This is a genomic window from Sulfuricurvum sp. (assembly GCF_028681615.1).
Taxonomy (GTDB): domain Bacteria; phylum Campylobacterota; class Campylobacteria; order Campylobacterales; family Sulfurimonadaceae; genus Sulfuricurvum.
Genome location: NZ_JAQUHV010000006.1, coordinates 57,382 through 78,034, shown reverse-complemented (window position 1 = coordinate 78,034; position 20,653 = coordinate 57,382). Strand labels below are relative to the sequence as shown.

Here is a 20,653-nt window from a genome sequence, read left to right as displayed (position 1 = left end):
TCTATGAACATCAACACTCTTTTTGTCTCCTCCAGCCAAAATAATGCCGGGAGTATTATCATTACGATGGGACTGATGCAGCTACTAAAATCGAAAATCGATAAAGTGGCATTTTACAGACCGGTAGTCGAAGATGCACCCCTGCTCAATCATGATATACGGTTTATGATTGAGCATTTTTCTCTGGAACAGACGTATGAAGAGAGTTTCGGTATCAAAAAAAATCACTTTGAATCTCTCTTGGCGGAAGGGAAACAATCTGATGCCATAGAACTCATCATTGCCAATCTGGAACATCTAAAAAGCAAAAACGAATTTGTATTGATCGAGGGGATCGATCCTGCGATTCTTCCGTTCGGATTGGGATTCGAGTTCAATGTAGAATTGTCCAAAAATCTTGATTCGGATTTCATTTTGATCGTCAATGCAACAAACAAAAATGCCCAGGAAATTCTCAACGAGATTACGATTGATTTCGAAACGCTAAAAGAGCATGAAGTCCGATGTTTTATGAATGTGATCAACCGTATAGCGCCCAATGAGATTGATTACCTTCAAAACAACTCGCACCATCTCCCTGATCTGTATTTTATGCCCGAAGTCGATGAGCTCGATTGCATCACGATCAAAGATATTCACGACTATCTGGAGTGTGAGCTTCTTTTCGGGAAAAAAGAAGATCTAAACCGTATCGTAACAACCAAACTTATCGCGGCGATGAGCAGTGAACATTATCTCGAACGCCTTAGCGAAAAAGCTCTGATCGTCGTTCCCTCCGATCGTTCCGACATTATCACAGCAACGATATTAGGGCTTTACTCCAAAAATATACCCAATGTCGCAGGAATCATTCTCACAGGGAATCTGAAACTCTCCGGCTCGATTGAAAAACTTCTCAAGGGGCTCGATTCTTTTACCCTTCCGATATTGTCCACCGCATGGGACACCTATCAAAGCGTCGTCAAAATCAACGAGATCAAGGTGAAAATCTCACCCGATTCCAGCCCGAAAATCGCACTGGCGATGGGTCTGTTTTTTGATCATATCGATGCAGAATCACTTTTGAGCAAACTCAATGCGCCGACGCAACACTCCATGACACCGGCAATGTTTCAATACACCCTTTTTGAAAAAGCCAGAAACAATAAAAAAACGATTGTCCTCCCTGAAAGCGAAGATGAGCGCATCCTCCGCGCGTGTGAAATACTCCTGCGCCGCGGGGTTGCCAATATCATTTTACTGGGGGATCGAGAGGAGATACTCCATCGTTCCGGTGTATTGGGACTCGACCTGAGCGATGCTCAGATAATCGATCCGAATACCTCCGATCTGCGTGAAAGTTTTGCCGACGAGCTTTACCGTATCCGAAAATATAAAGGGATGCAGCAGCAAGCGGCGCATGATGCAATGTCTCACGGCACTTACTTCGGAACGATGCTCGTCTATAAGGGGCTGGCAGATGGAATGGTAAGCGGTGCAAGCCATACGACCGCCGATACGGTTCGTCCGGCCTTGCAGATCATAAAAACCGCACCCGGCATTTCCATCGTTTCCAGTGTCTTTTTCATGTGTTTGGAAACCCAGGTACTGGTCTATGGAGACTGTGCGGTCAATCAGAACCCTGATGAAAATGAACTCGCACAAATCGCCGTTTCATCTGCTAAAACGGCTCAAGCGTTCGGAATCGAACCGCGTGTCGCGATGCTGAGCTACTCCACAGGAGAAAGCGGAACCGGTGAAGATGTCGAAAAAGTCAAAGCCGCTACCCGTATTGCCAAAACAATCGACCCCTCGCTCCTCATCGAAGGACCGATCCAGTACGATGCAGCGATAGACAGCCATGTCGCCTCAATCAAACTCCCCCACTCCGATGTAGCCGGCAAAGCCACGGTCTTTATTTTTCCGGATCTCAATACGGGTAACAATACCTATAAAGCGGTCCAGCGCTCTTCCGGTGCCATCGCAATCGGTCCGGTATTGCAAGGGCTTAACAAACCGATCAATGACCTCAGCCGCGGATGCCTGGTGGAAGACATCGTCAATACCGTTGCAATCACGGCGATTCAAGCAGGTGCGCTGCAATGAAAGTACTGGTACTCAACAGCGGCAGTTCTTCTGTCAAATACGCGCTGTTCGACTCTCACAATCTCATCAAGTCCGCTTTGATCGAGCGGGTAGAAAATCATGATGAAACCATTGCCGGAATTCTCTCCCAAATAGGGACGATTGATGCCGTAGGCCACCGCGTCGTTCATGGAGGTGAGACCTATACCGATCCGGTCCGTATTGATGCTACGGTGATCCAAGCGATCGAAGATCTTATCCCGCTCGCACCCTTGCACAATAGAGCCAATCTGGCCGGGATCAAAGCAGTTCTGCGGCTTTTTCCCGATATCCCGCAGATTGCCGTTTTTGATACCTCGTTTCATCAAAGCATTCCCGACTACGCCTACCGATACGCATTGCCTGAAACGCTCTACACGCTCAATAAAATACGCCGCTACGGTTTTCATGGCATATCGCACCATTTCTTGCTCAAAGCTGCCGCAAAGTATCTAAAACGTCCGATTCACTCTCTGAACCTTATCACCTTTCATCTGGGTAACGGTGACAGCGTATGTGCAATCCAAAACGGCAAAAGTATCGATATTTCCATGGGGTTCACCCCTTTGGAAGGGCTTATCATGGGGACACGCAGCGGTGATATTGATCCGGAGATTGTCATTTATCTCGAACAGCACACACAAATGCGACCCGAAGAAATCGATACCTTGCTGAATAAAGAATCAGGGCTTAAAGGATTATGCGGCATGAGCGATATGCGAGACGTTGCCAAAGCGGCCCGTCACGGTGATGAAAAAGCGCAGCTTGCGATCAATATGTTCACGTATCATGCCAAAAAATATCTAGGGAGCTATTTTGCCGTATTAGGACGTGTGGATGGAATCATTTTCTCCGGAGGAATCGGGGAACACTCCGCTATGATCCGTGAAAAAATTCTGCACGGGCTCAATCATATGGGGATTGAAATCGATACTGCCAAAAATACACAAGAGAGTACGAAGACATTCGAAATTTCAACCCCGGATTCCAAGATCAAAGTTCTGGCGACCCATACCGACGAGGAGTTGGAAATCGCACTGGAAACGATGCGCATCATTACTCAGTAACCTATTCTTTGAATAGAATCCTGAGCAAATAGGTGTAATCAAGGGAGAATGCAAATGGATGCGTTGCTATGGGCTTGGGTACAACCGAAAGGGACTTTTTTATTGGCCCATATTGGCTGGTGGTTCCTTGCATGGTGGGCAGTGCTTTGGCTATTCGTATGGAAATTTGCAAAACCCATACTGAGACGTTTACACAAAATCATGCGATATTTCAGACATATTCATCTGCCTTTTCCGCGACTTGTTAACCTCTTAAAAATACGATTTGACTATCAACACTTAAGCGGACTCCCTTTAACCCTAGCCGCTACTGTTTTTCTCGCCGTTGCTTTGTTGCTCACAGGTGTTGTAGAGGATGTTGTTGAACAAGATTTTATCGTACAGTTTGATCATTGGATCGCCGCTTCGATGGTAGAGGCACATACCGAATCCGTCGTCTCTGTTTTCCATACAATCACCTTGCTCGGAACTCCCGCGATCATTGTACCGTTATGGATGATTGCCCTTATATTGCTGAGTGTCTTGGGAAATCGCTATTGGGCTTTTCCCTTGTTCATCAGCTTTATCGGCAGCATCAGTATGGCAACATTGGGCAAATACGGGTTTGCCCGTCCACGTCCTATGGAAGCGTTGTTTGTTATCCATTCTCCCTCTTTCCCGAGTGCGCATTCGACTCTTGCGATGTCATTTTATGCCGTATGCTTTTACCTATGGTGGCGTCGTACAACCGGTTGGAACGGACAGGTTTTGATTGCTTTTACAGGGATGAGTTTTGTATTGCTGCTCTCAGGCAGTCGGATTATTATCGGTGTACATTATGTCAGCGATGTTTTAGCCGGTTTACTATTGGGCAGTTTGTGGTTTATTATAGCGATTAGCCTCTATGAATGGATGAATCTAAAACACTATATACAGTTTAGGAGTGACCAATGAAAAATCAGCCGTTAAAACGAAAATTCGGGTTTGCCTGGCAGGGAATTCTCTTTGCGACACGGACAGAAGCCAACATGCGACGCCATTGGATCATGGCTGTCTTGGTTCTTCTGTTTTTTATCTGGTTACAGCCATCAGCACTGTGGTGGGCATTGATCATACTATGCATGGGGCTTGTAATTGCCGCTGAAATGGCCAATTCGGCGATAGAAGTACTGATTGATCATATGCATCCCGAACTTCATCCGCAGATCGGACGGACGAAAGACATGCTTGCGGGTATGGTCTTAATACTCTGTGTGTCCGCCGGTGCCGTAGGTATCTTGGCGGTTTTATCAACACTCAAAATTTTCGTCTAGTCACTCTCTCCTTCTCGTCCAAACGCTTAGTCCAAAAGACGAAGCTTACTGCTGCAGGCAGCCTTATGCTGTTTTCGCGTATCCCCACATCTTGATGATAAAAGCTCTGAATTCATTGCTATATCTAAGCTATTTTCATTCTATATACTTTTCTCACGATAAGCTTGAAAAAGGATAACCATGACGACTAAATTAAAAATTGACGGCACAACGTATGAAGTCACCGTTGATGATAAAACACCTCTATTATGGGTGCTCAGAGATCACTTAAACCTGACCGGAACCAAATATGGATGCGGTGTCGCACAATGCGGGGCATGTACTGTTTTGGTAGGCGGAAAAGCGGTAAGAAGCTGTGCAACGTTTTTAGATGAGATCGGCGACAAAGAGATCATGACCATCGCCAATACAACCGACCCCCTTCTTAAAAAAGTACAAGAAGCATGGGTTGAAGAAGATGTCCCACAATGCGGCTACTGCCAATCAGGACAGATCATGAATGCGACAGGGCTGCTCAAAGCCAACAGTAACCCTACCGAAGAAGAGATCATCGCCGAGATGAATGGCAATATTTGCCGATGCGGTACCTATAACCGTATCAAAAATGCGATTAAAAAAATAAATGCAGGAGCTTAACCATGGGACTCTCACGAAGAACTTTTCTTAAAAACACCACACTGGCTACGAGCGCTTTTATCATAGGGTTTTATTTACCCTCTACAGCACGCGCATCGGAGGATTCAAAAGATATTATCGCACTACAGCCCAATGCATTTATCCAAATTGATCCGGATAATACCATCACCTTTTTAATGGGACAGGCAGAGATGGGTCAGGGAACCTACACGGCCATGGCTATGTCCATCGCCGATGAACTGGACGCGGATTGGGATGCCGTCCATTTCAAAGCATCTGAGGTCAAACCGATCTATAACTCCGTCTTCGGGCCATTTATGTTGACAGCCGGTTCGACTTCCATGAGTACAAAACATCTTGAAATGCGCAAAATCGGTGCCGCAGTCAATGCAATGCTAAAAACTGCCGCCGCACAAAGATGGAATACAGATATCTCCAATGTCAAAACGGCTAAAGCACATGCCATGAACGTCCAAACAGGCGAAAAATTCACCTATGGGGAGTTGGTATCGGATATCCAGACGATGAACGTACCTGAAAACCCAAAATTAAAAGATTTAAAAGAGTGTACGCTGATCGGAAAACCTACAAAAAGACATCATTCGGAAGCCTGGGCCAAAGTAACAGGAAAAGCAGAATACGGTGTCGATGTACGTATGGACAACCTCAAATACGCAGCAATCTTGCATCCAGCCGTTTTCGGATCCAAAATCGTCAGTTTTGATCCATCAGAAGCCTTAAAACGAAACGGAATTCTCAAAATCAAACAAATTCCCGGTGGAATTGCCGTCATAGCAGACCATTGGTTTCAGGCAAAAGAGGCATTAAACTCTATCAATGTTGTATGGGACAAAGGTGCATTCGCCAATGTCAGCACGGCAGACTTGCAAAAAGAATACGGTGATTTATTGAAAAAACCGGGTGCTTCAATGCGTAAAGACGGAAATACCGACAAAGCGTTCAAAGAAGCGCACTCTATCATCTCCGCTGAGTATGAGTTCCCGTTTCTGGCCCATGCCCCTATGGAACCGCTCAACTGTACGATCCATCATACGGGTGATAGTGCCAAAATGTGGACCGGAGGACAAATGCAAACCACCTATCGTGATGATTGTGCCAATATCCTGGGGATCAAACCGGAATCCGTTGAGTATCACAATACTTTTCTCGGCGGAGGTTTCGGACGCCGTGGTGCGGCTAATTCCGACTATATCAACGATGCAGTCTACACCGCAAAAGATGAGCCATGGCCGATCATGACTCTATGGACACGAGAGGACGATATCCGTATGGGGAACTATCGTCCTATGTATAAAAATAAAGCCCGACTGGCACTTAATAAATTCGGAGATATCACAGCTTTCGAAGCCAAAGTCGTCGGACAACCGGTTGTCAAAGACACGATACTCGGATTTTTATTTAAAGACGGCGTAGACTGGGCACAATGGGACGGCCTGACCGATCATCCTTACAGCATTATGAATCATGACATGCAGTCACATTCACCGAGTTCTCCGATTCCTGCCCTATGGTGGCGTTCGGTCGGACATACTCAAACCGCACCTATGGTAGAAGGTATTGTCGACGAAGCGGCACATAAAGCAGGAGTAGACCCGATCGCCTACAGAATCAGTATGCTGGATGATTTGCGATGCATCAAACTGTTAGTTGATGTCAAAAGAATTTCCGATTGGGGAAATCGCAAAAAAGAGAAAAATGTCGGTTACGGCGTCGCACTCGTCAAATCATTCGGAAGTATTGTGGCACAAGTGGCAAAAGTCAGAGTTTCCAAAAACGATTTTAAAGTAGAAAAAGTATGGTGCAGCGTCGATTGCGGCTTTGCCGTTAATCCGCTCAATGTTGAGAATCAGATGATCAGCGGGATCAACTTCGGTCTTGCACCGACAAAATACAGTGAAATTACGATTCAAAACGGTGAAGCGGTACAAAATAATTTCTATGATTATCAGGTTACACGAATTTCCGATGCTCCGGATATCCAAGTCAGTATCGTCAATTCAGGTGAAAAAATCGGCGGTATAGGCGAGACGGCAGTTCCTCCTATCTTTCCGGCAGTCGCTAACGCCATTTTTGATGCGACCGGAAAACGATACCATTCACTGCCGATCAAAATAAGTTAGGTTTACCATGTTCGCTCATAAAGATTTTATCCATTTTATACAACAAGCGAAAAGCGAAAGAAAAGATATCGTCTGTATCAACGTTTTGGATACGGAAGGTTCCGTTTATCGTAAAAGCGGTGCGACGATGCTGGTGAATTCCGACGGAAAATTCATCGGTGTTGTCAGCGGAGGATGTTTTGAAGAAGATATTGTCCATTGTGCCAAAGATATCCTCTCTAAACATGAAGGAAAATATGTCGTCCATGATTTGCGGATGAAAGATGACACCCTGGACAGTTGGGGCAAAGGGGTCGGATGCAACGGTCTTATCAAACTGTGGATGGAGCCGTTTTATTACCAGGATAACTACGGGGCAATCGGTATCGCACTTGATTTTGCATTATCCGGGATCAAAAAAACACTGATACGTTCAACAGAGATACATGGATTTTATGGATTTTCGTCAGAAGAAAAACAAGAAGATATCGTGTTCGATGAAGAATCGAACCCCCAACTCATTTATCAAAAGATTCATTCTCCCTATCGGTTATTGATCTTAGGAGCCGGACCGGGCAGTGAGCCGTTGCTCTCGATCGCCAATACACTCGGTTGGCAAACCGCCATCTGCGATACGCGAGCATCCAATCTTGCACATGTACACTCGGCCGATGAAACCCATTTGCTCGATAACTGCGAAGACGTTGCAGAAGTCTTAGAACGCCATTTCGACGCCGCTGTCGTTATGAGTCATAATTTTTCCAGTGATGCCGTCTATTTGAGCGCATTATTGGATTCAGAGGTCTCCTATATCGGTATGATGGGTCCTCAAAAAAGAACGAAAAGCATCATCAGCTCTTTCAGTCAATTCAGTGAGACTGTTTTCATGGATCCGAGACTGCATAACCCTATCGGATTGGATTTGGGAGGAGAGTCACCGGAATCGATCGCCTTGTCCATCTGCGCAGAAATAGAGGCAAATCGAAACCGAGCCACACCGATGTCGCTTCGGGAGAAAAAAAAGGTGGCGATTCATGCCAACTAGCCATCAGCTCAATATTCTGGTTATGGCTGCCGGAACATCGAGCCGTTTAGGCCAGCCTAAGCAGCTTTTAGAGTTAAACGGTCATACACTTTTGTGGCATGCAGCAACTCAGGCTTTGGAACTCACACCCCATGTTACGGTCGTTTTAGGGCATCAAAGTGATCAATGCCGTGACTCAATCAAAGATTTACCGCTCAAAACAGTCGTTAATGCGAATTATAAAGAAGGGTTGGGAAACTCTATTGCGTATGGAGTATCGACATTGGATGAGTCCAATTGCGTTTTAATCATGCTCTGCGACCAGCCGTTGATTCCGCAATCACACTATGAAGCATTGATCCAGACATCCAAAGAAAATCCCGAATTGATCATAGCTTCGCACTATGGTAAAAAATCCGGTGTTCCCGCAGTTTTTCCTAAGCAGTATCTCCCCTCTCTCCTAAAATTGCAGGGGGACAAAGGAGCCAAAGTCTTGCTGGAAACCAACATCTATCAATACATTCCACTCACTCACAATTATTCAAAAGATATCGATACCCATGAGGATTGGGAAGCGGTCGTAACGCTCTATTCGTATCATATCTGAGAGGTAGAGCCAATATCCCCCCTCCTCCCGATCCCGGATTATTTTGGTCGCTCGACCATATAACCGATCGATCGGATATTGATGATCATATCTTCTTTTAAAACATTTTTGATTCTGTTGAGTTCCGCTCTGATGGTGGCATTATCGATCATATCATCGTTCCATACATAATCTCTGAACATATCATAGGTGACGATTCTGCTTCGGTGCTGCGATAAAAGCTCTATAATCTGCAATTGTCTTTTCGGGAGGATATGGGGTTCGTTGTTGAACAAAAGTGTCATCGTCTCACTATCAAAGCTATACGATTTTGAGAGCCTTTTATGTGCTTGCGGAACTTGTCTGGATTGCAATATTTTATCGATTCTGAGGCTCAACTCTTTTAGATGGAACGGTTTTTTTAAATAATCGTAGCACCCTAAATTAAAGGCTCTTGAAATCTCTTCAATATCAATGAGCGCTGAGATAAAGATCGTCGGAATCTGTATTTTCTCATTATGGGTCGTCTCTAACAGTGTCAATCCATCCATTCCGGGGACATTGATATCTAAGAGCAGCAGGTCATAATTGGTGTCATGAATCATCTGCAAACCCTGAGTCCCGTCTTTCACCAACTCTACAACATGTCCTGTCGCCTGAATGTATTTCGATATCGCCTCACCCAGCATAATATCGTCTTCGACTAATAAGATTTTCAAAGGTACGCCTCCTTGAATTCATAGGTAAAAGAGGTCTCTTCTTTCGTTGAACTTAACTGAAAAGCGACATCTTCATTGTTACAAATCTCTTTTACAAGATTGAGTCCCAGCCCAAATCCCTCTTGCTGAGAGCTCTCCCTGTAAAACTGTTCAAAAATTTTATTGGGATTTTCGATCTCGGAAGATTTGCTTTTAAAGATGACTTTGCACGTACTCTTATCATGTACGATCACGATATAGATGGGCTCATTCTCTTTGGTATATTTAATCGCATTGGTCAGATTGTTATCGATGATCCGTTGAAGCTGGGACTCATTGAAATAGATCAAGAACTCTTCTTCCTGACTCGTAAAGATAAAACTGACATTCGCTTTTTTGGCCACAATATTGAAAAATTCAACCCGGCTGCGAACATAATCCACTAAATCAATCGTATGTTTAGGGTATTCGATCGTTTTATTGATGAGTAAATAGGACAAATCATCATAAATCGTACAGACATTTTTCATCGCAGCTTCAATATTGCAAAGGTACGGGTTTTTTCCGTGTTCCACCTCGTAAAGCTCGATATTCCCCATAATGATACTCAGAGGCGTATTGGTTTCATGAACCGCATATTTAATAAACAAATCTTGCGATTTTAAGAGACTTTGGGAATAGTGCTGTTCTTCTTCTAGCCGCTTTTTTTGCTGTTCATAATCGTCTGCCGACTGTGCGATTAGATGGGCAAGCGCACCGACGGTAATCGCATAATCGTCTTTTTCCAGTGAGCTGTCTTTCGCCTTATTTTCAATGGCAGCACATTCTATGCAGTCGGATTCACACAAGCCGATAACAGTAAACGTCTGGTTAAGAAGCTCATTATGCCCATCATGATGGTAAAACTCGGCATAGCTGAAAAATCCTGCTGTCGGTGCGTTTTTAACAAACGGTTCCATCTCGATATTGATGAGACTCGGCATGTATCTTCTTCGTGCCATACACGAATAGACAAAATAGCTTTGCATATTTTTACAAGGTGCCTGATACGAATTGTCGAAGGATTGCTGAATGATGAGTTCTGCGTTTCCGAATCCCAACCGTACTTTATCGCCGACATTGAGATTTCCGGCAAAACTCATACTGCCGTCATCATGTTTGGCGATAACAGCGCGTGCGACTTTAAACCCGTTTTTATCCATAATCAGCGGAAATTCTATCCCTGTTTTCGGAAGAGCCTTGGCCACTTCGCCACCGAGATATTTTTCATAAAAATCGACAGCCGGCATACCGGAAATTTTATAAACGCGATTGGCTCTGATCTCATCGATTGTATGTTCGATTCCGATGGGAGACCAGTCGAATTTATAGCTGTTATAGACACTCAGCTTATCCGAATTCAGTGCAACGCCGACAGCACCGTGTTCGAGCATCGTTTCATTTTCACAGATATACGTTTGAGTAAATTGTCCGTTATCTCCGGCCATGCCGCCGCAGACCATCACCTGATTGTCGACGGATTCGATACCTTTTAAAAACGCTTCTCCGTTGCTGGTAGAACCGTCGGTAAAAAGTATCAGCAGCTTTGTATCCGGTTTAACCAATTTTTTTGCAAGATCGACTCCGTTTTGAAAACAGTCAATCCCGTCCACCGAAGCACTGGTGATTTCGGTCTTGGTAAAAACAGAAACAGAAATAATCGTAGAGTGGGTCAAGATATGGGTGTTGTTGATCTCCCCATCCGTAGTCGTGCCGATGATAATACTATGCGGGAGCTTTTTTTTAATGAATGCTGAGGATTCCTGAAGGGTCTCTTTTCCGTTACCGCAAAATATTTGCACTAAAATTTTGCGGTGATTTTCATACTCATCCAACCATTGCTGCTGTGCTAAATCTTTATACTCAAATGTGCGTGTTATCATGTATCTATTCTATCAAAAATATTAATAAATTATAGACATTCCTGACGATTTTAGTATAAATTATTGATATACTTTATCGCAAATAATCTATTTGAACTTTTTATAACTTTCAGAGGGATTTTTGTGTAATATTTTTCAAAAATTGCACGATCAGACGTACTCCGGCACCACTTGCTCCATAAGGGTTATACCCCCACGCTTTTTGACTATAAGCCGGCCCCGCCATATCAAAATGGAGCCATTTTTTCTTGTTTTCGTCTTTGATAAATCGGTCTAAAAAAAGGCTGGCGGTGATCGCACCGCCATTGCGTGTAGAAGCGGTGTTCACCATATCCGCGATCTCGCTGTCGAGCTCATGTTCGAAGTATCGGTTGTACGGTAAAAATCCGACCAGTTCGCCGCTTTGCGATGCCGCCGTATTGATTTTCTCCTTGAGTGTATCATTATGTCCCATGACCGCTATCGTTTGTCCGCCCAAGGCAACAATAGAGGCTCCCGTCAACGTGGCAAAATCGAAAATATAATCGAAATCCTCAATCTCATCCTGAGCATAACACAAACAATCTGCCAAAACCAGCCGCCCTTCGGCATCGGTATTTTTTACTTCGATAGTCATACCGTTTTTAGCCCGTAGTACATCGTCAGGTTTATAGGCATTCCCCCCGATCATGTTCTCTACCGCACCGATAATTCCATGGACTTCGCACTCTAACCCCAGCGCCTTTAAAGTACACATGACACCCAGCACTGCACTTCCGCCTGCTTTATCACACTTCATAGAGACCATCGAGTCCGACGATTTAAGACTTAACCCTCCGCTGTCATAAGTAAGCCCTTTGCCTAAAAGGACGATTTTGACCTTTGGATGTTCGGAGCGGTACGTGAGGTGAATGAGTTGGGATTCATGTACCGATGCTCTCCCCACACTCAGCAGTGCATGCATCCCCATCTCTTGCATTAAGTGCTCACCGAGAATCTTGCATTCCAGACCGTCTCTCTTTGCAAAATACTTGGCATCAAGTGCCATGATATAGGGGTAATAGTCCTGCGGTGGCGTATTAACAATATCTCGGACAAGATTGACATTTCGGCATATCATATCCACCTCATGAAGGATCTCTTCAAGATGATGTTTGGTATGCATACTGCCGCTGTAGTCTATAAACAGTTTTCGCTCTTGATGTTTTTGGGACTCATGTTTGTACTGACTGAAATAGTAATCGCCTAGTATCAGCCCTTCGGCTAACGCTGCAACATCGAGTTGGTCTTGATACTGTTCGAGTGCTATAAAAAGCGTCATAAAACTGCTTTTTTGTATGGATTGGATCGCTTTTGCCGCACTTATTTTGAGATCTTCTGAACACAGTGAGCGACTCGCCACATACAAGATATTGTGATGTACATCCAAATAGGTCGTCCCCTCTTTGAGGTTAAATCCGGCTTTTTCCAGCATTTTAAAGAGTTTTGAATTCGCTGGCATATGCGTAACGAAGGAAAGCTCTAAGCTCTCTTTCGGCGGTTTGTTGGAAAGTGCTATTTGCATGATGTTGCCGATCTGTTTGCGATAATATTCATCGAATTGATTTTGTTCCGATAAAGCGGTTGATGATCGGAGGTGAGGCTCTCCTCTACTTTGGAGGTCACCACATGGTGAAAACCGGATTTGCTGCAAACCGGATCCGCTTCACGCATATCTTTGGTCAGGGCATACGCCTGACATCGGCATCCGCCGAAATCTTTTTCCTTCTCATCACAGGTTCGGCACGGCTCCTTCATCCACGAATCACCGCGAAAAAAGTTAAAAGCCTCCGAATCGTTCCAAATTTCTTCGACCGAATACTCTTTGACGTTTGGGAAAGTGAGAGGAAGGGTATTGGCCGTGTTGCACGGAAGTGCCATTCCATCCGGATTAATGGTGAGAAAAGTCGAACCCCATCCGTTCATACAGGCCTTAGGACGTGTGGCAAAATAATCCGGTACGACAAAAAAGACTTTCATATCTTTTCGGTTTTCTCGGTAGTGGTTCGTAACGGCTTTAGCCTCATCCAACTGCTCTCTCGTCGGAAGGAGTGCATTGATGTTTTCAAGTGCCCATCCGTAATACTGGATATTAGCAATCTCCAGATAATTTGCCCCCAACCGCTCCGCCATCTCGATAATATCTCCGATTTGATGGATGTTCTGACGTGTGATACAGGTGTTAACGATCAACTGAAGACCGTTATCTTTGCACGCTTTTGCAAAGGCCATTTTATCTTTGAAAGCGGTTTTATTATTCGTAATAAGAGTCGTAGTGTGTTCATCGGACGACTGGATACCCAGCTGTACCGTTTTTAGCCCTGCCGCTTTGAGCTTGGGGACGATAGCGATATCGGCTCCGACACCGGATGTAATCAGATTCGTATAAAACTTCAGATCATTGGCTTTTTTGACAATTTCGAGGAGATCTTTATTCAGCAGGGGCTCTCCGCCGGAAATACCGAGCTGTACGGCACCCATGGCACGGGCTTCCTCCATGACTCTGAACCAGTCCTTTTTGGACATCGCATCTTTCGTATTGGCAAAATCGAGCTGATTGTAGCAATACGTACACTCTAGCGGGCATTTGTGGGTCAGTTCCAACAGTATCCATAACGGCGGTTTGGGTGTTTTTGCATCAGGCTTCATGATAAACGATCCAATCGCGGGAGACTGCTTCATCAAGAAATTCAACGATGTCCGCTGCAATGGAGTCATTCGAAAATTTCTGTGTCAATTCACCGATAATGTCCTCACAGGATTTTGTTCCGTCGCATAAACTCATGATCTCCCCCGCTGAGAAGCTCAACTGTACCATCCCCTCCGGATAGAGCAACACATAGCAGTTTTGTTTCTCTTCGTACTGGAGTTGAAAGTGATCATTCACTGCAAGAAATTTTTCGCGTTGCATGACAATCCTTAATATTAAAATACGGCGGTCTTTTAAGCTCATACGCCAAATAAAGGGCATCCACCATCGTCCACAAAATATCCAGTTTGAACTGCAGTATAGAGAACGCTTTTTCCTGAAGTTCAACGGTATTGAACTCTTCGAGCGTCAGTGCCAATCCGTGCTGTACATCACGTCGTGCTTCGGTGAGTCTTTTTTGAAAATAGCGCAGGCCGTTTTGATCGATCCAGGGATAGTTTTTTGGCCACGTGTCTAGACGCTGCTGATGGATTTCCGGTGCAAACATCTCGGTCAATGAAGACATTGCCGCCTCTTTCCATGGAGCATGTTTGGCAAAGTTGACATACGCATCGACAGCAAATCGGACAGAAGGCAAAACATATTTGTGACTGAGAAGGTCCTCTTTATCCAACCCTACGGCAGTACCGAGATCAAGCCATGCTTCGATTCCGCCCCCTACACTGTCATGATCGTTAATACGGTCGATCCACTTGCGTCTGTCTTCAATCGGAGGATTATTGGACATAATTGCCGCATCTTTGATCGGGATCATGGTTTGATAATAAAACCGGTTTGCAACCCATCCTTGAATCTCTTCTTTGGTACATTTGCCCTCATACATTCGCACGTGGAAAGGATGGTAGATATGGTACATGCTCCCCATTGCTCTTAGCGCTTCTTCAAATTCTTTTTTGCTGAGTAGACTCTTCATTTTTTCCCTTTAGTTTAATTTGCACGTGGTATTAAATCTCGATATGCATGCCGTCATAGGAGATCTCAATGTTGTGGCGTATCAGCTCACGGTATTCTTGGGTTGTTTCATCCAATATCGGATTGGTATTATTGATATGAATTAATATCTTTCTCGGTTTTTCCAGTGTATCTAACGTCTCAATAAGCCCTCCTTCCCCGCTTAAGGGGACATGGCCCATATCCGTCCCGAGTTTGCTAGAGAAGCCGTTTTGAATCATTTCATCATTCGTCCAGAGAGTTCCGTCAACCAATAAGACATCAGCGATACGCATCTCATCAATGATTGCCTGTTGCAGCACACCGAGTCCCGGAAGATAAAAAAGACGTTTTCCGGTTTGTTTGTTGATCACAACCATCCCGATGTTGTCCCCTGCTCTGGGCTTATCCCGATATTTGGAATACGGAGGAGCATTCGAGATCAGCGGAACCGCTTTGAAGCTATAGTTTGGCATTACAGGGATCTCAAAGCTCGTCCCGTCCGTCGCCACCTCATGATAATGAGTCCCGCCGCCGTCCCAATGAGTGAGCATCGTGAAAAGTGGGAATGAAGTATTGAGTTCTTCATGCACCTCTTTGGTACAATAGACTTCGTGCGGACACCCTTCTCTAAGCATCAAAAGTCCCGTTGTATGATCAATCTGGGCATCGATAAAAACGATCGCTTTGATCTTGGTTTCTCTGCGCTGCTGAGGGTGTAAAAACGGCGAATTATGGATTTGTTCCAAAATATCCGGCGAGGTATTGAACAGCACCCAGTTCTCTCCGTCTTCACTTATCGTTATCGAAGATTGTGTTCGACGTCTAATAGATGGTTTTCCCGCACGATACCCTTTGCAATTGTCACAATTGCAGTTAAATTGGGGGAGTCCTCCACCGGCGCTGGAACCTAAAATCTTAATTTTCACATCCGATCCTTTGCTATTATTAACTGAAACTATGCGACATAATCTCAATTCATACTAGAAACACCCAACGCATTTGACGTTGAGTGCACTTAGAGCTACTACGATTACTCGTGGCAGATGTACATGGTTACTTCAAAACCGAAGCGGTTATCCGTAAATGACGGTTTTTCCCATTTCATTGTAAACTCCTTTATTTATTTTTATGTAATTTGAAGACGTGAACCATTCCGCCTTGTGAAATGTGTTTGATTGATTTCGCAACTTCTCCACCCCACAATGGTACGGCTCCGCCCCATCCAGATACTACAGCAACGTATTGTTCGCCGTCTTGTTCCCAAGTGATCGGTGACCCGACGATTCCTGAACCCACTTGGAATGAGTAAAGCACTTTACCTGTTTCGTCATCGAGACCGAGAAGTTCACCCTCCGGTGTACCGGTAAAGACGACACCGCCCGCAGTTGCGAGTACTCCACCCCATAATGGTGCAACATTTTCATGTTTCCATTTGATTTTTCCGGTTTTAGGATCGATCGCTTTGAGTGCACCAATATGATCTTCATGTACAGGTTTGATCGTGAAACCGGCACCCATATATGCGGCACCTTTTTTGTAAGTAACCGGTTGATTCCACATATCCATACCCCATTCGTTCGCAGGGACATAGAAAAGTCCTGTACGTTGAGAGTACGCCATCGGATTCCAGTTTTTACCGCCTAGGAATGACGGAACGGTAAAGACCGTTTTTCCTTTTTCGCCGTTTACAGGTTCACCTGGACGGTTTTCAGGATTTACGATCGGTTTCCCGTCTTTATCAATCCCTTTTGCCCATGTAATGCCATCAACAAATGGAGAAGCACTGATGAATTTACCGTTTTCACGGTTGAGAACGTAGAAGAAACCGTTTTTGTCGGCAGTTGCACCGGCTTTGACTGTTTTTCCGGAAGCATCTTTGTAGTCAAACAATACAAGTTCTGACATACCGTCAAAATCCCATCCGTCATTCGGAGTGGTTTGGTAATACCAGACGATTTTACCGGTATCAGGGTTGATTGCCATTCTGCACGCAGAATACAGGTTGTTTCCGGCACGTTCATGAGAATTCCACGGAGATGGATTTCCTGTCGGTACATAGATAAGATCCGTGTCAGGATCGTATGTTACGCCGTTCCATGGTGCGGCACCGCCGTGTTGCCACTGATCGCCTTCCCAAGTTGCGTTTAAGGTTCCGCTGATACCATTTTCTTTACCGTTAAGGTATCCCATGTGTCCTTCAACCGTTGGTCTGCTCCACACAATCTCTCCGGTTTTTGGATCACGGGCTTCAACTTTACCGACAATACCGAATTCCCCACCCGATACACCGGTTACAACAAGACCTTTAACGATCAACGGTGCTGCCGTAAATGAATAGCCGTCTTTATAATCTGCAATGGTTTTTTTCCATACTACTTTTCCTGTAGCTCGATCAAGTGCCACAAGTTTAGCGTCAAGCGTACCGAAAATAACGAGGTTGTCGATCAATGCCGCCCCTCTGTTGATAACGTCACAGCACGGCAAAATATTATCCGGAAGTTTTGCTTCGTAATTCCAGATTTCCCGTCCCGTTGCGATATCCAGAGCGTATAAACGCGAATACGATCCCGTCACATACATAACACCGTCTTTAACCAACGGTTGAGACTCCTGCCCGCGCATTTTTTCACCGCCGAAGCTGAAATTCCATACCGGAACAAGATCTTTAATGCTTTTTTTATTGATTTGTTTCAACGTTGAGTAACGTTGTCCCTTTTGTCCTAAACCGTACGTTACAACATCCCCTACAGTTTTATCATCGTTGAGAATATCATTATATGTTACCGGTTCAAATGAAGCTTTCACCCCACCTTTATTCGCAAGACCTGTGCCTTGAGCAGCACAACCAATAAGAAAGGCAGCAAGTGTCACTGCTATCTTTGAAGTTAGCATTTTACTCTTTGTCATTCTTTCTCCTTCAATTTTAATTTAGCAACAAATTTGGGAAAATCTGTCATTGCCAAAAGTATACATAAGAAAAATAGCCTGAATTTAGCGATGTAAAATTTCAACTTTTTTTCAAAATCTTTTTTGACTTATACCCCATAAATGCGAGGCTCAACGCCACAATAAAATAGAAAAATATAATATAAAAGGCCGATGGATCGAATTTTAAATAGAGTGTAAAGCGGATGGATTCAACAATATACGTAAAAGGGTTAAATGTACACACGGTGTATAAGAAAAGTGAAGAGTCTTTTATCTTCCATAATGGATAAAGTGCAGAGCTCAAAAAGAACATCGGGAAAATAACAAAGTTCATGATAGCCGCAAAATTTTCCAGTTGTTTTATCACGGATGATATAAAGAGAGCGAATGCATTGAGGATAATCGATGTAAATAAAATAACCGGTATCGCAAGCAAAATACCGGCGACACTTAACTCCACTCCATACAAATAAGCGACGATCAAAAAAGTCACTGCCTGTATTGTGGAGACGATAGCCGTAGCGAACATTTTACAAAACAGCAAAAAATTCCGATTTATATAAGACGTCAGTAATATTTTCATACTTCCCATCTCTTTATCAATAATCATGGTGAGAGAGCTTTGCATTCCATTGAAAAGCAAGATCATCCCTACCAGACCCGGAACGATATACGTTTCATACGTTATGTAAGATTCATAGGGAGGGGTAATTGCCAAACCGAGTGCAGAAGTAAAACCGGCCGAAAAGATAAAAAGCCATAACAAAGGTCGAACAAGTGCCGAAAAAAATCGGCTTTTTTCTTTTAAAAAGCGTAATAGCTCTTTGTAAATGATCCCTTTGGCACAATATACATATTTACGCATCGGGATACTCCCTTGTCAAATATCTGAATGTTTGAGTCAAATCCGTTTGCTGGTGCTCGGCGATAATCGTCTCTGCCGTTCCTGTTGCGAGGATTTCCCCTTTGTGGATGATCGCGAGACTGTCGCTCTTTTGCACCTCATCAAACAGATGGGTAATCCATAGAACGGAGATATCGCCCTTTTGAACTTTTCGGCGTAAATAATCCAGAATATCAAAGCGGCTTTTTAAATCCAGCCCCACCGTTGCTTCATCCAATAAAAGCAGTTTTGGCTTATTGATGAGTGAGCGTACGATTTCAATCCGTCGTCTGTGCCCGCCGTTTAATTTTTGGACCTTTGTGTCCAATTTTTCATCCAGTTCCAGATTCGTCAGCTCTTCTTTGATGGTGTCAATCGTCTCTTTAAAACTCAACCCTTTCAATGCGCCGTAATAATAAAGATTCTGTCGCACGGTCAAATCCAGATCCAGTGTCGGTTCCTGAAAAACGATACCGATATCTTTAAGTGCTTTAGTGTAATTTTGTATTGAATATCCATTGATCTTTATCGATCCGGATTGAAGGCTCAAAAGTCGGGTTAGAAGAGAAAATATGGTTGATTTACCGGCACCGTTCAGACCCAAAAGGACAAAGAATGAGGCTTCTTCGATGGAAAAGGAAACATTGTCAAGTACCATTGCTTTATCGTATTTGTGCGAAACGTTTTCGAGCTCTAAAATTGTTTTCATGTTAATTTGTCGGAATAACCGCTACACCCCAAGGATAACGGCCCACTTTGATACTTTTAAGTACTTTCAGGTCATTTACATCAATGACGGAGACATCCCCGCTAATCCCATTGGTCGTATAGAGTTGACGTTCATTCTCCGCAAAGGCCATTTGCCAAACGCGTTTGCCGACCAAGAGATATTTAATGACTTTATAGGTTTTGGTATCAATAATGGCGACATGGTTTGCAGGCCCAAGGGCGACAAAAGCGTATTTGCCATCACTGGTAAGTCGGATACCGACGGGCTGAATCTGATCTTTAAAAATGCCCGGAATGGCAAAGCCTATTCTGGCAATACTTTTTTTTGTAGCGGTATCGACGACCATAACCGTCCCCCCTATCTCTGAAGAAGCCCAAACTTTGTCGCCGTTTTTACTGAACTGTATATACCGCGGTCTTTGGTCGACGAGCGTTGTGTGAATGATTTTTTTGGTTTTAGTATCGATCCAGTGGAGAAAATTGGAGGTTTCCGTTGTTGCGATAGCGAGTTTGCCATCAGGGCTCACGGCCATACCTTCAGGCTCCAATCCGACTTGAATCTGTTTTAACACCGTTCTTTTTTGCGTATCGACAACTGTGACCATTGCATTGTTTTCATTGGCGATATAAAGCTCCTTACCCTCAGGATGCAAGGCAAACTGTTCCGGATCTTCTCCGGATGGAAGGTTCGCGATGACCTTCTTACTTTTTAAATCCAGAATTTGTACCGTATCGTCATCACTGGCACATACATACAGTTGTGTGTTGGACTTATCCAGGACGATACCTCGAGGTCTCTGCCCTACACGTATCGTATCAATGATTTTTTGGGTTTTTGAGTCAATAACAGAAATAGTATTGTCTTTTTCATTCGATATAAAAACCGTATCGGCTTGGACCAAAGTGCCAAGCAATAACATCACAGAAAGTGCTGTTCGTTTCATAAAAATCCCTTATGGGTGAGCTGAAAAAATTATACAAAAAGTAAATAGCTCGAAAATAGC

20 protein-coding genes are annotated in these 20,653 nt (G+C 44.1%); 8 read left to right on the top strand and 12 right to left on the bottom strand.

The annotated features are described in order from the left end of the window. Nucleotides 1-3: 3 nt before the first annotated feature. The 8 genes from pta (at nt 4) to PHE37_RS08070 (ending at nt 8,849) form a co-directional block, all read left to right on the top strand. Nucleotides 4-2,085 (top strand): phosphate acetyltransferase, encoded by a 2,082-nt coding sequence (pta, locus tag PHE37_RS08105; protein WP_299995340.1) that lies wholly within the window; start codon nt 4-6, stop codon nt 2,083-2,085. Then, nucleotides 2,082-3,170 (top strand): acetate kinase, encoded by a 1,089-nt coding sequence (locus PHE37_RS08100; RefSeq protein ID WP_299995341.1) that lies wholly within the window; start codon nt 2,082-2,084, stop codon nt 3,168-3,170. The genes pta and PHE37_RS08100 overlap by 4 nt, the downstream gene beginning before the upstream one ends. Before the next feature lie 54 nt (nt 3,171-3,224). Then, nucleotides 3,225-4,103 (top strand): phosphatase PAP2 family protein, encoded by an 879-nt coding sequence (locus PHE37_RS08095; protein ID WP_299995343.1) that lies wholly within the window; start codon nt 3,225-3,227, stop codon nt 4,101-4,103. Beyond that, complete coding sequence (locus tag PHE37_RS08090) at nt 4,100-4,462, top strand: diacylglycerol kinase (RefSeq protein WP_299995345.1); 363 nt, start codon at nt 4,100-4,102, stop codon at nt 4,460-4,462. Before PHE37_RS08095 ends, PHE37_RS08090 begins: the two co-directional genes overlap by 4 nt. A gap of 180 nt (nt 4,463-4,642) precedes the next feature. Beyond that, nucleotides 4,643-5,098, top strand: coding sequence for a (2Fe-2S)-binding protein (locus tag PHE37_RS08085; RefSeq protein WP_299995347.1), 456 nt, complete (start codon nt 4,643-4,645; stop codon nt 5,096-5,098). Between the two features lie 2 nt (nt 5,099-5,100). Continuing rightward, entirely contained in the window at nt 5,101-7,239 is a 2,139-nt protein-coding gene (locus tag PHE37_RS08080) for a molybdopterin cofactor-binding domain-containing protein (RefSeq protein ID WP_299995348.1), read from the top strand. Between the two features lie 7 nt (nt 7,240-7,246). Beyond that, nucleotides 7,247-8,263: an XdhC/CoxI family protein gene (locus tag PHE37_RS08075; RefSeq protein ID WP_299995350.1), complete on the top strand. Its 1,017-nt coding sequence runs from the start codon at nt 7,247-7,249 to the stop codon at nt 8,261-8,263. After that, nucleotides 8,253-8,849 (top strand): nucleotidyltransferase family protein, encoded by a 597-nt coding sequence (locus PHE37_RS08070; protein ID WP_299995351.1) that lies wholly within the window; start codon nt 8,253-8,255, stop codon nt 8,847-8,849. The genes PHE37_RS08075 and PHE37_RS08070 overlap by 11 nt, the downstream gene beginning before the upstream one ends. 38 nt (nt 8,850-8,887) lie before the next feature. Here PHE37_RS08070 and PHE37_RS08065 read toward each other — a convergent pair whose 3' ends face one another. The 12 genes from PHE37_RS08065 to PHE37_RS08010 all read right to left on the bottom strand — a co-directional run bounded on the left by PHE37_RS08065 (nt 8,888) and on the right by PHE37_RS08010 (nt 20,593). Continuing rightward, the gene (locus PHE37_RS08065; protein WP_299995353.1) at nt 8,888-9,547 is read right to left on the bottom strand and encodes a response regulator transcription factor; all 660 of its coding nucleotides are present in this window, start codon (nt 9,545-9,547) and stop codon (nt 8,888-8,890) included. Then, nucleotides 9,544-11,448: an FIST N-terminal domain-containing protein gene (locus tag PHE37_RS08060; RefSeq protein ID WP_299995355.1), complete on the bottom strand. Its 1,905-nt coding sequence runs from the start codon at nt 11,446-11,448 to the stop codon at nt 9,544-9,546. The genes PHE37_RS08065 and PHE37_RS08060 overlap by 4 nt, the downstream gene beginning before the upstream one ends. A 109-nt stretch (nt 11,449-11,557) precedes the next feature. After that, the gene (locus PHE37_RS08055; protein WP_299995357.1) at nt 11,558-12,991 is read right to left on the bottom strand and encodes a leucyl aminopeptidase; all 1,434 of its coding nucleotides are present in this window, start codon (nt 12,989-12,991) and stop codon (nt 11,558-11,560) included. Next, nucleotides 12,982-14,115 carry a pyrroloquinoline quinone biosynthesis protein PqqE gene (gene pqqE / locus PHE37_RS08050; protein ID WP_300008394.1) on the bottom strand — a complete coding sequence of 378 codons (1,134 nt, stop codon included), beginning with the start codon at nt 14,113-14,115 and terminating at the stop codon, nt 12,982-12,984. Before pqqE ends, PHE37_RS08055 begins: the two co-directional genes overlap by 10 nt. Continuing rightward, nucleotides 14,105-14,377: a pyrroloquinoline quinone biosynthesis peptide chaperone PqqD gene (pqqD, locus tag PHE37_RS08045; protein ID WP_299996380.1), complete on the bottom strand. Its 273-nt coding sequence runs from the start codon at nt 14,375-14,377 to the stop codon at nt 14,105-14,107. Before pqqD ends, pqqE begins: the two co-directional genes overlap by 11 nt. Continuing rightward, complete coding sequence (pqqC, locus tag PHE37_RS08040; protein WP_299996377.1) at nt 14,346-15,089, bottom strand: pyrroloquinoline-quinone synthase PqqC; 744 nt, start codon at nt 15,087-15,089, stop codon at nt 14,346-14,348. Before pqqC ends, pqqD begins: the two co-directional genes overlap by 32 nt. Before the next feature lie 31 nt (nt 15,090-15,120). Further along, complete coding sequence (pqqB, locus tag PHE37_RS08035; protein WP_299996374.1) at nt 15,121-16,035, bottom strand: pyrroloquinoline quinone biosynthesis protein PqqB; 915 nt, start codon at nt 16,033-16,035, stop codon at nt 15,121-15,123. A 104-nt stretch (nt 16,036-16,139) separates the two neighbouring features. Beyond that, nucleotides 16,140-16,214: a pyrroloquinoline quinone precursor peptide PqqA gene (gene pqqA, locus PHE37_RS08030; protein WP_015653473.1), complete on the bottom strand. Its 75-nt coding sequence runs from the start codon at nt 16,212-16,214 to the stop codon at nt 16,140-16,142. Nucleotides 16,215-16,225: 11 nt separating this feature from the next. Beyond that, a complete protein-coding gene (locus PHE37_RS08025; protein WP_299996371.1) occupies nt 16,226-18,016 on the bottom strand; it encodes a PQQ-dependent methanol/ethanol family dehydrogenase in 1,791 nt (596 codons plus the stop codon). A 100-nt stretch (nt 18,017-18,116) separates the two neighbouring features. After that, nucleotides 18,117-18,902, bottom strand: a complete 786-nt coding sequence (locus tag PHE37_RS08020) for an ABC transporter permease (RefSeq protein WP_299996368.1) — start codon at nt 18,900-18,902, stop codon at nt 18,117-18,119. Continuing rightward, on the bottom strand, nt 18,895-19,629 hold the full coding sequence (locus tag PHE37_RS08015) for an ATP-binding cassette domain-containing protein (protein WP_299996365.1): 735 nt from the start codon (nt 19,627-19,629) through the stop codon (nt 18,895-18,897). The genes PHE37_RS08020 and PHE37_RS08015 overlap by 8 nt, the downstream gene beginning before the upstream one ends. 1 nt (nt 19,630) lies before the next feature. Then, entirely contained in the window at nt 19,631-20,593 is a 963-nt protein-coding gene (locus PHE37_RS08010) for a PQQ-dependent catabolism-associated beta-propeller protein (RefSeq protein WP_299996363.1), read from the bottom strand. Nucleotides 20,594-20,653: the final 60 nt, after the last annotated feature.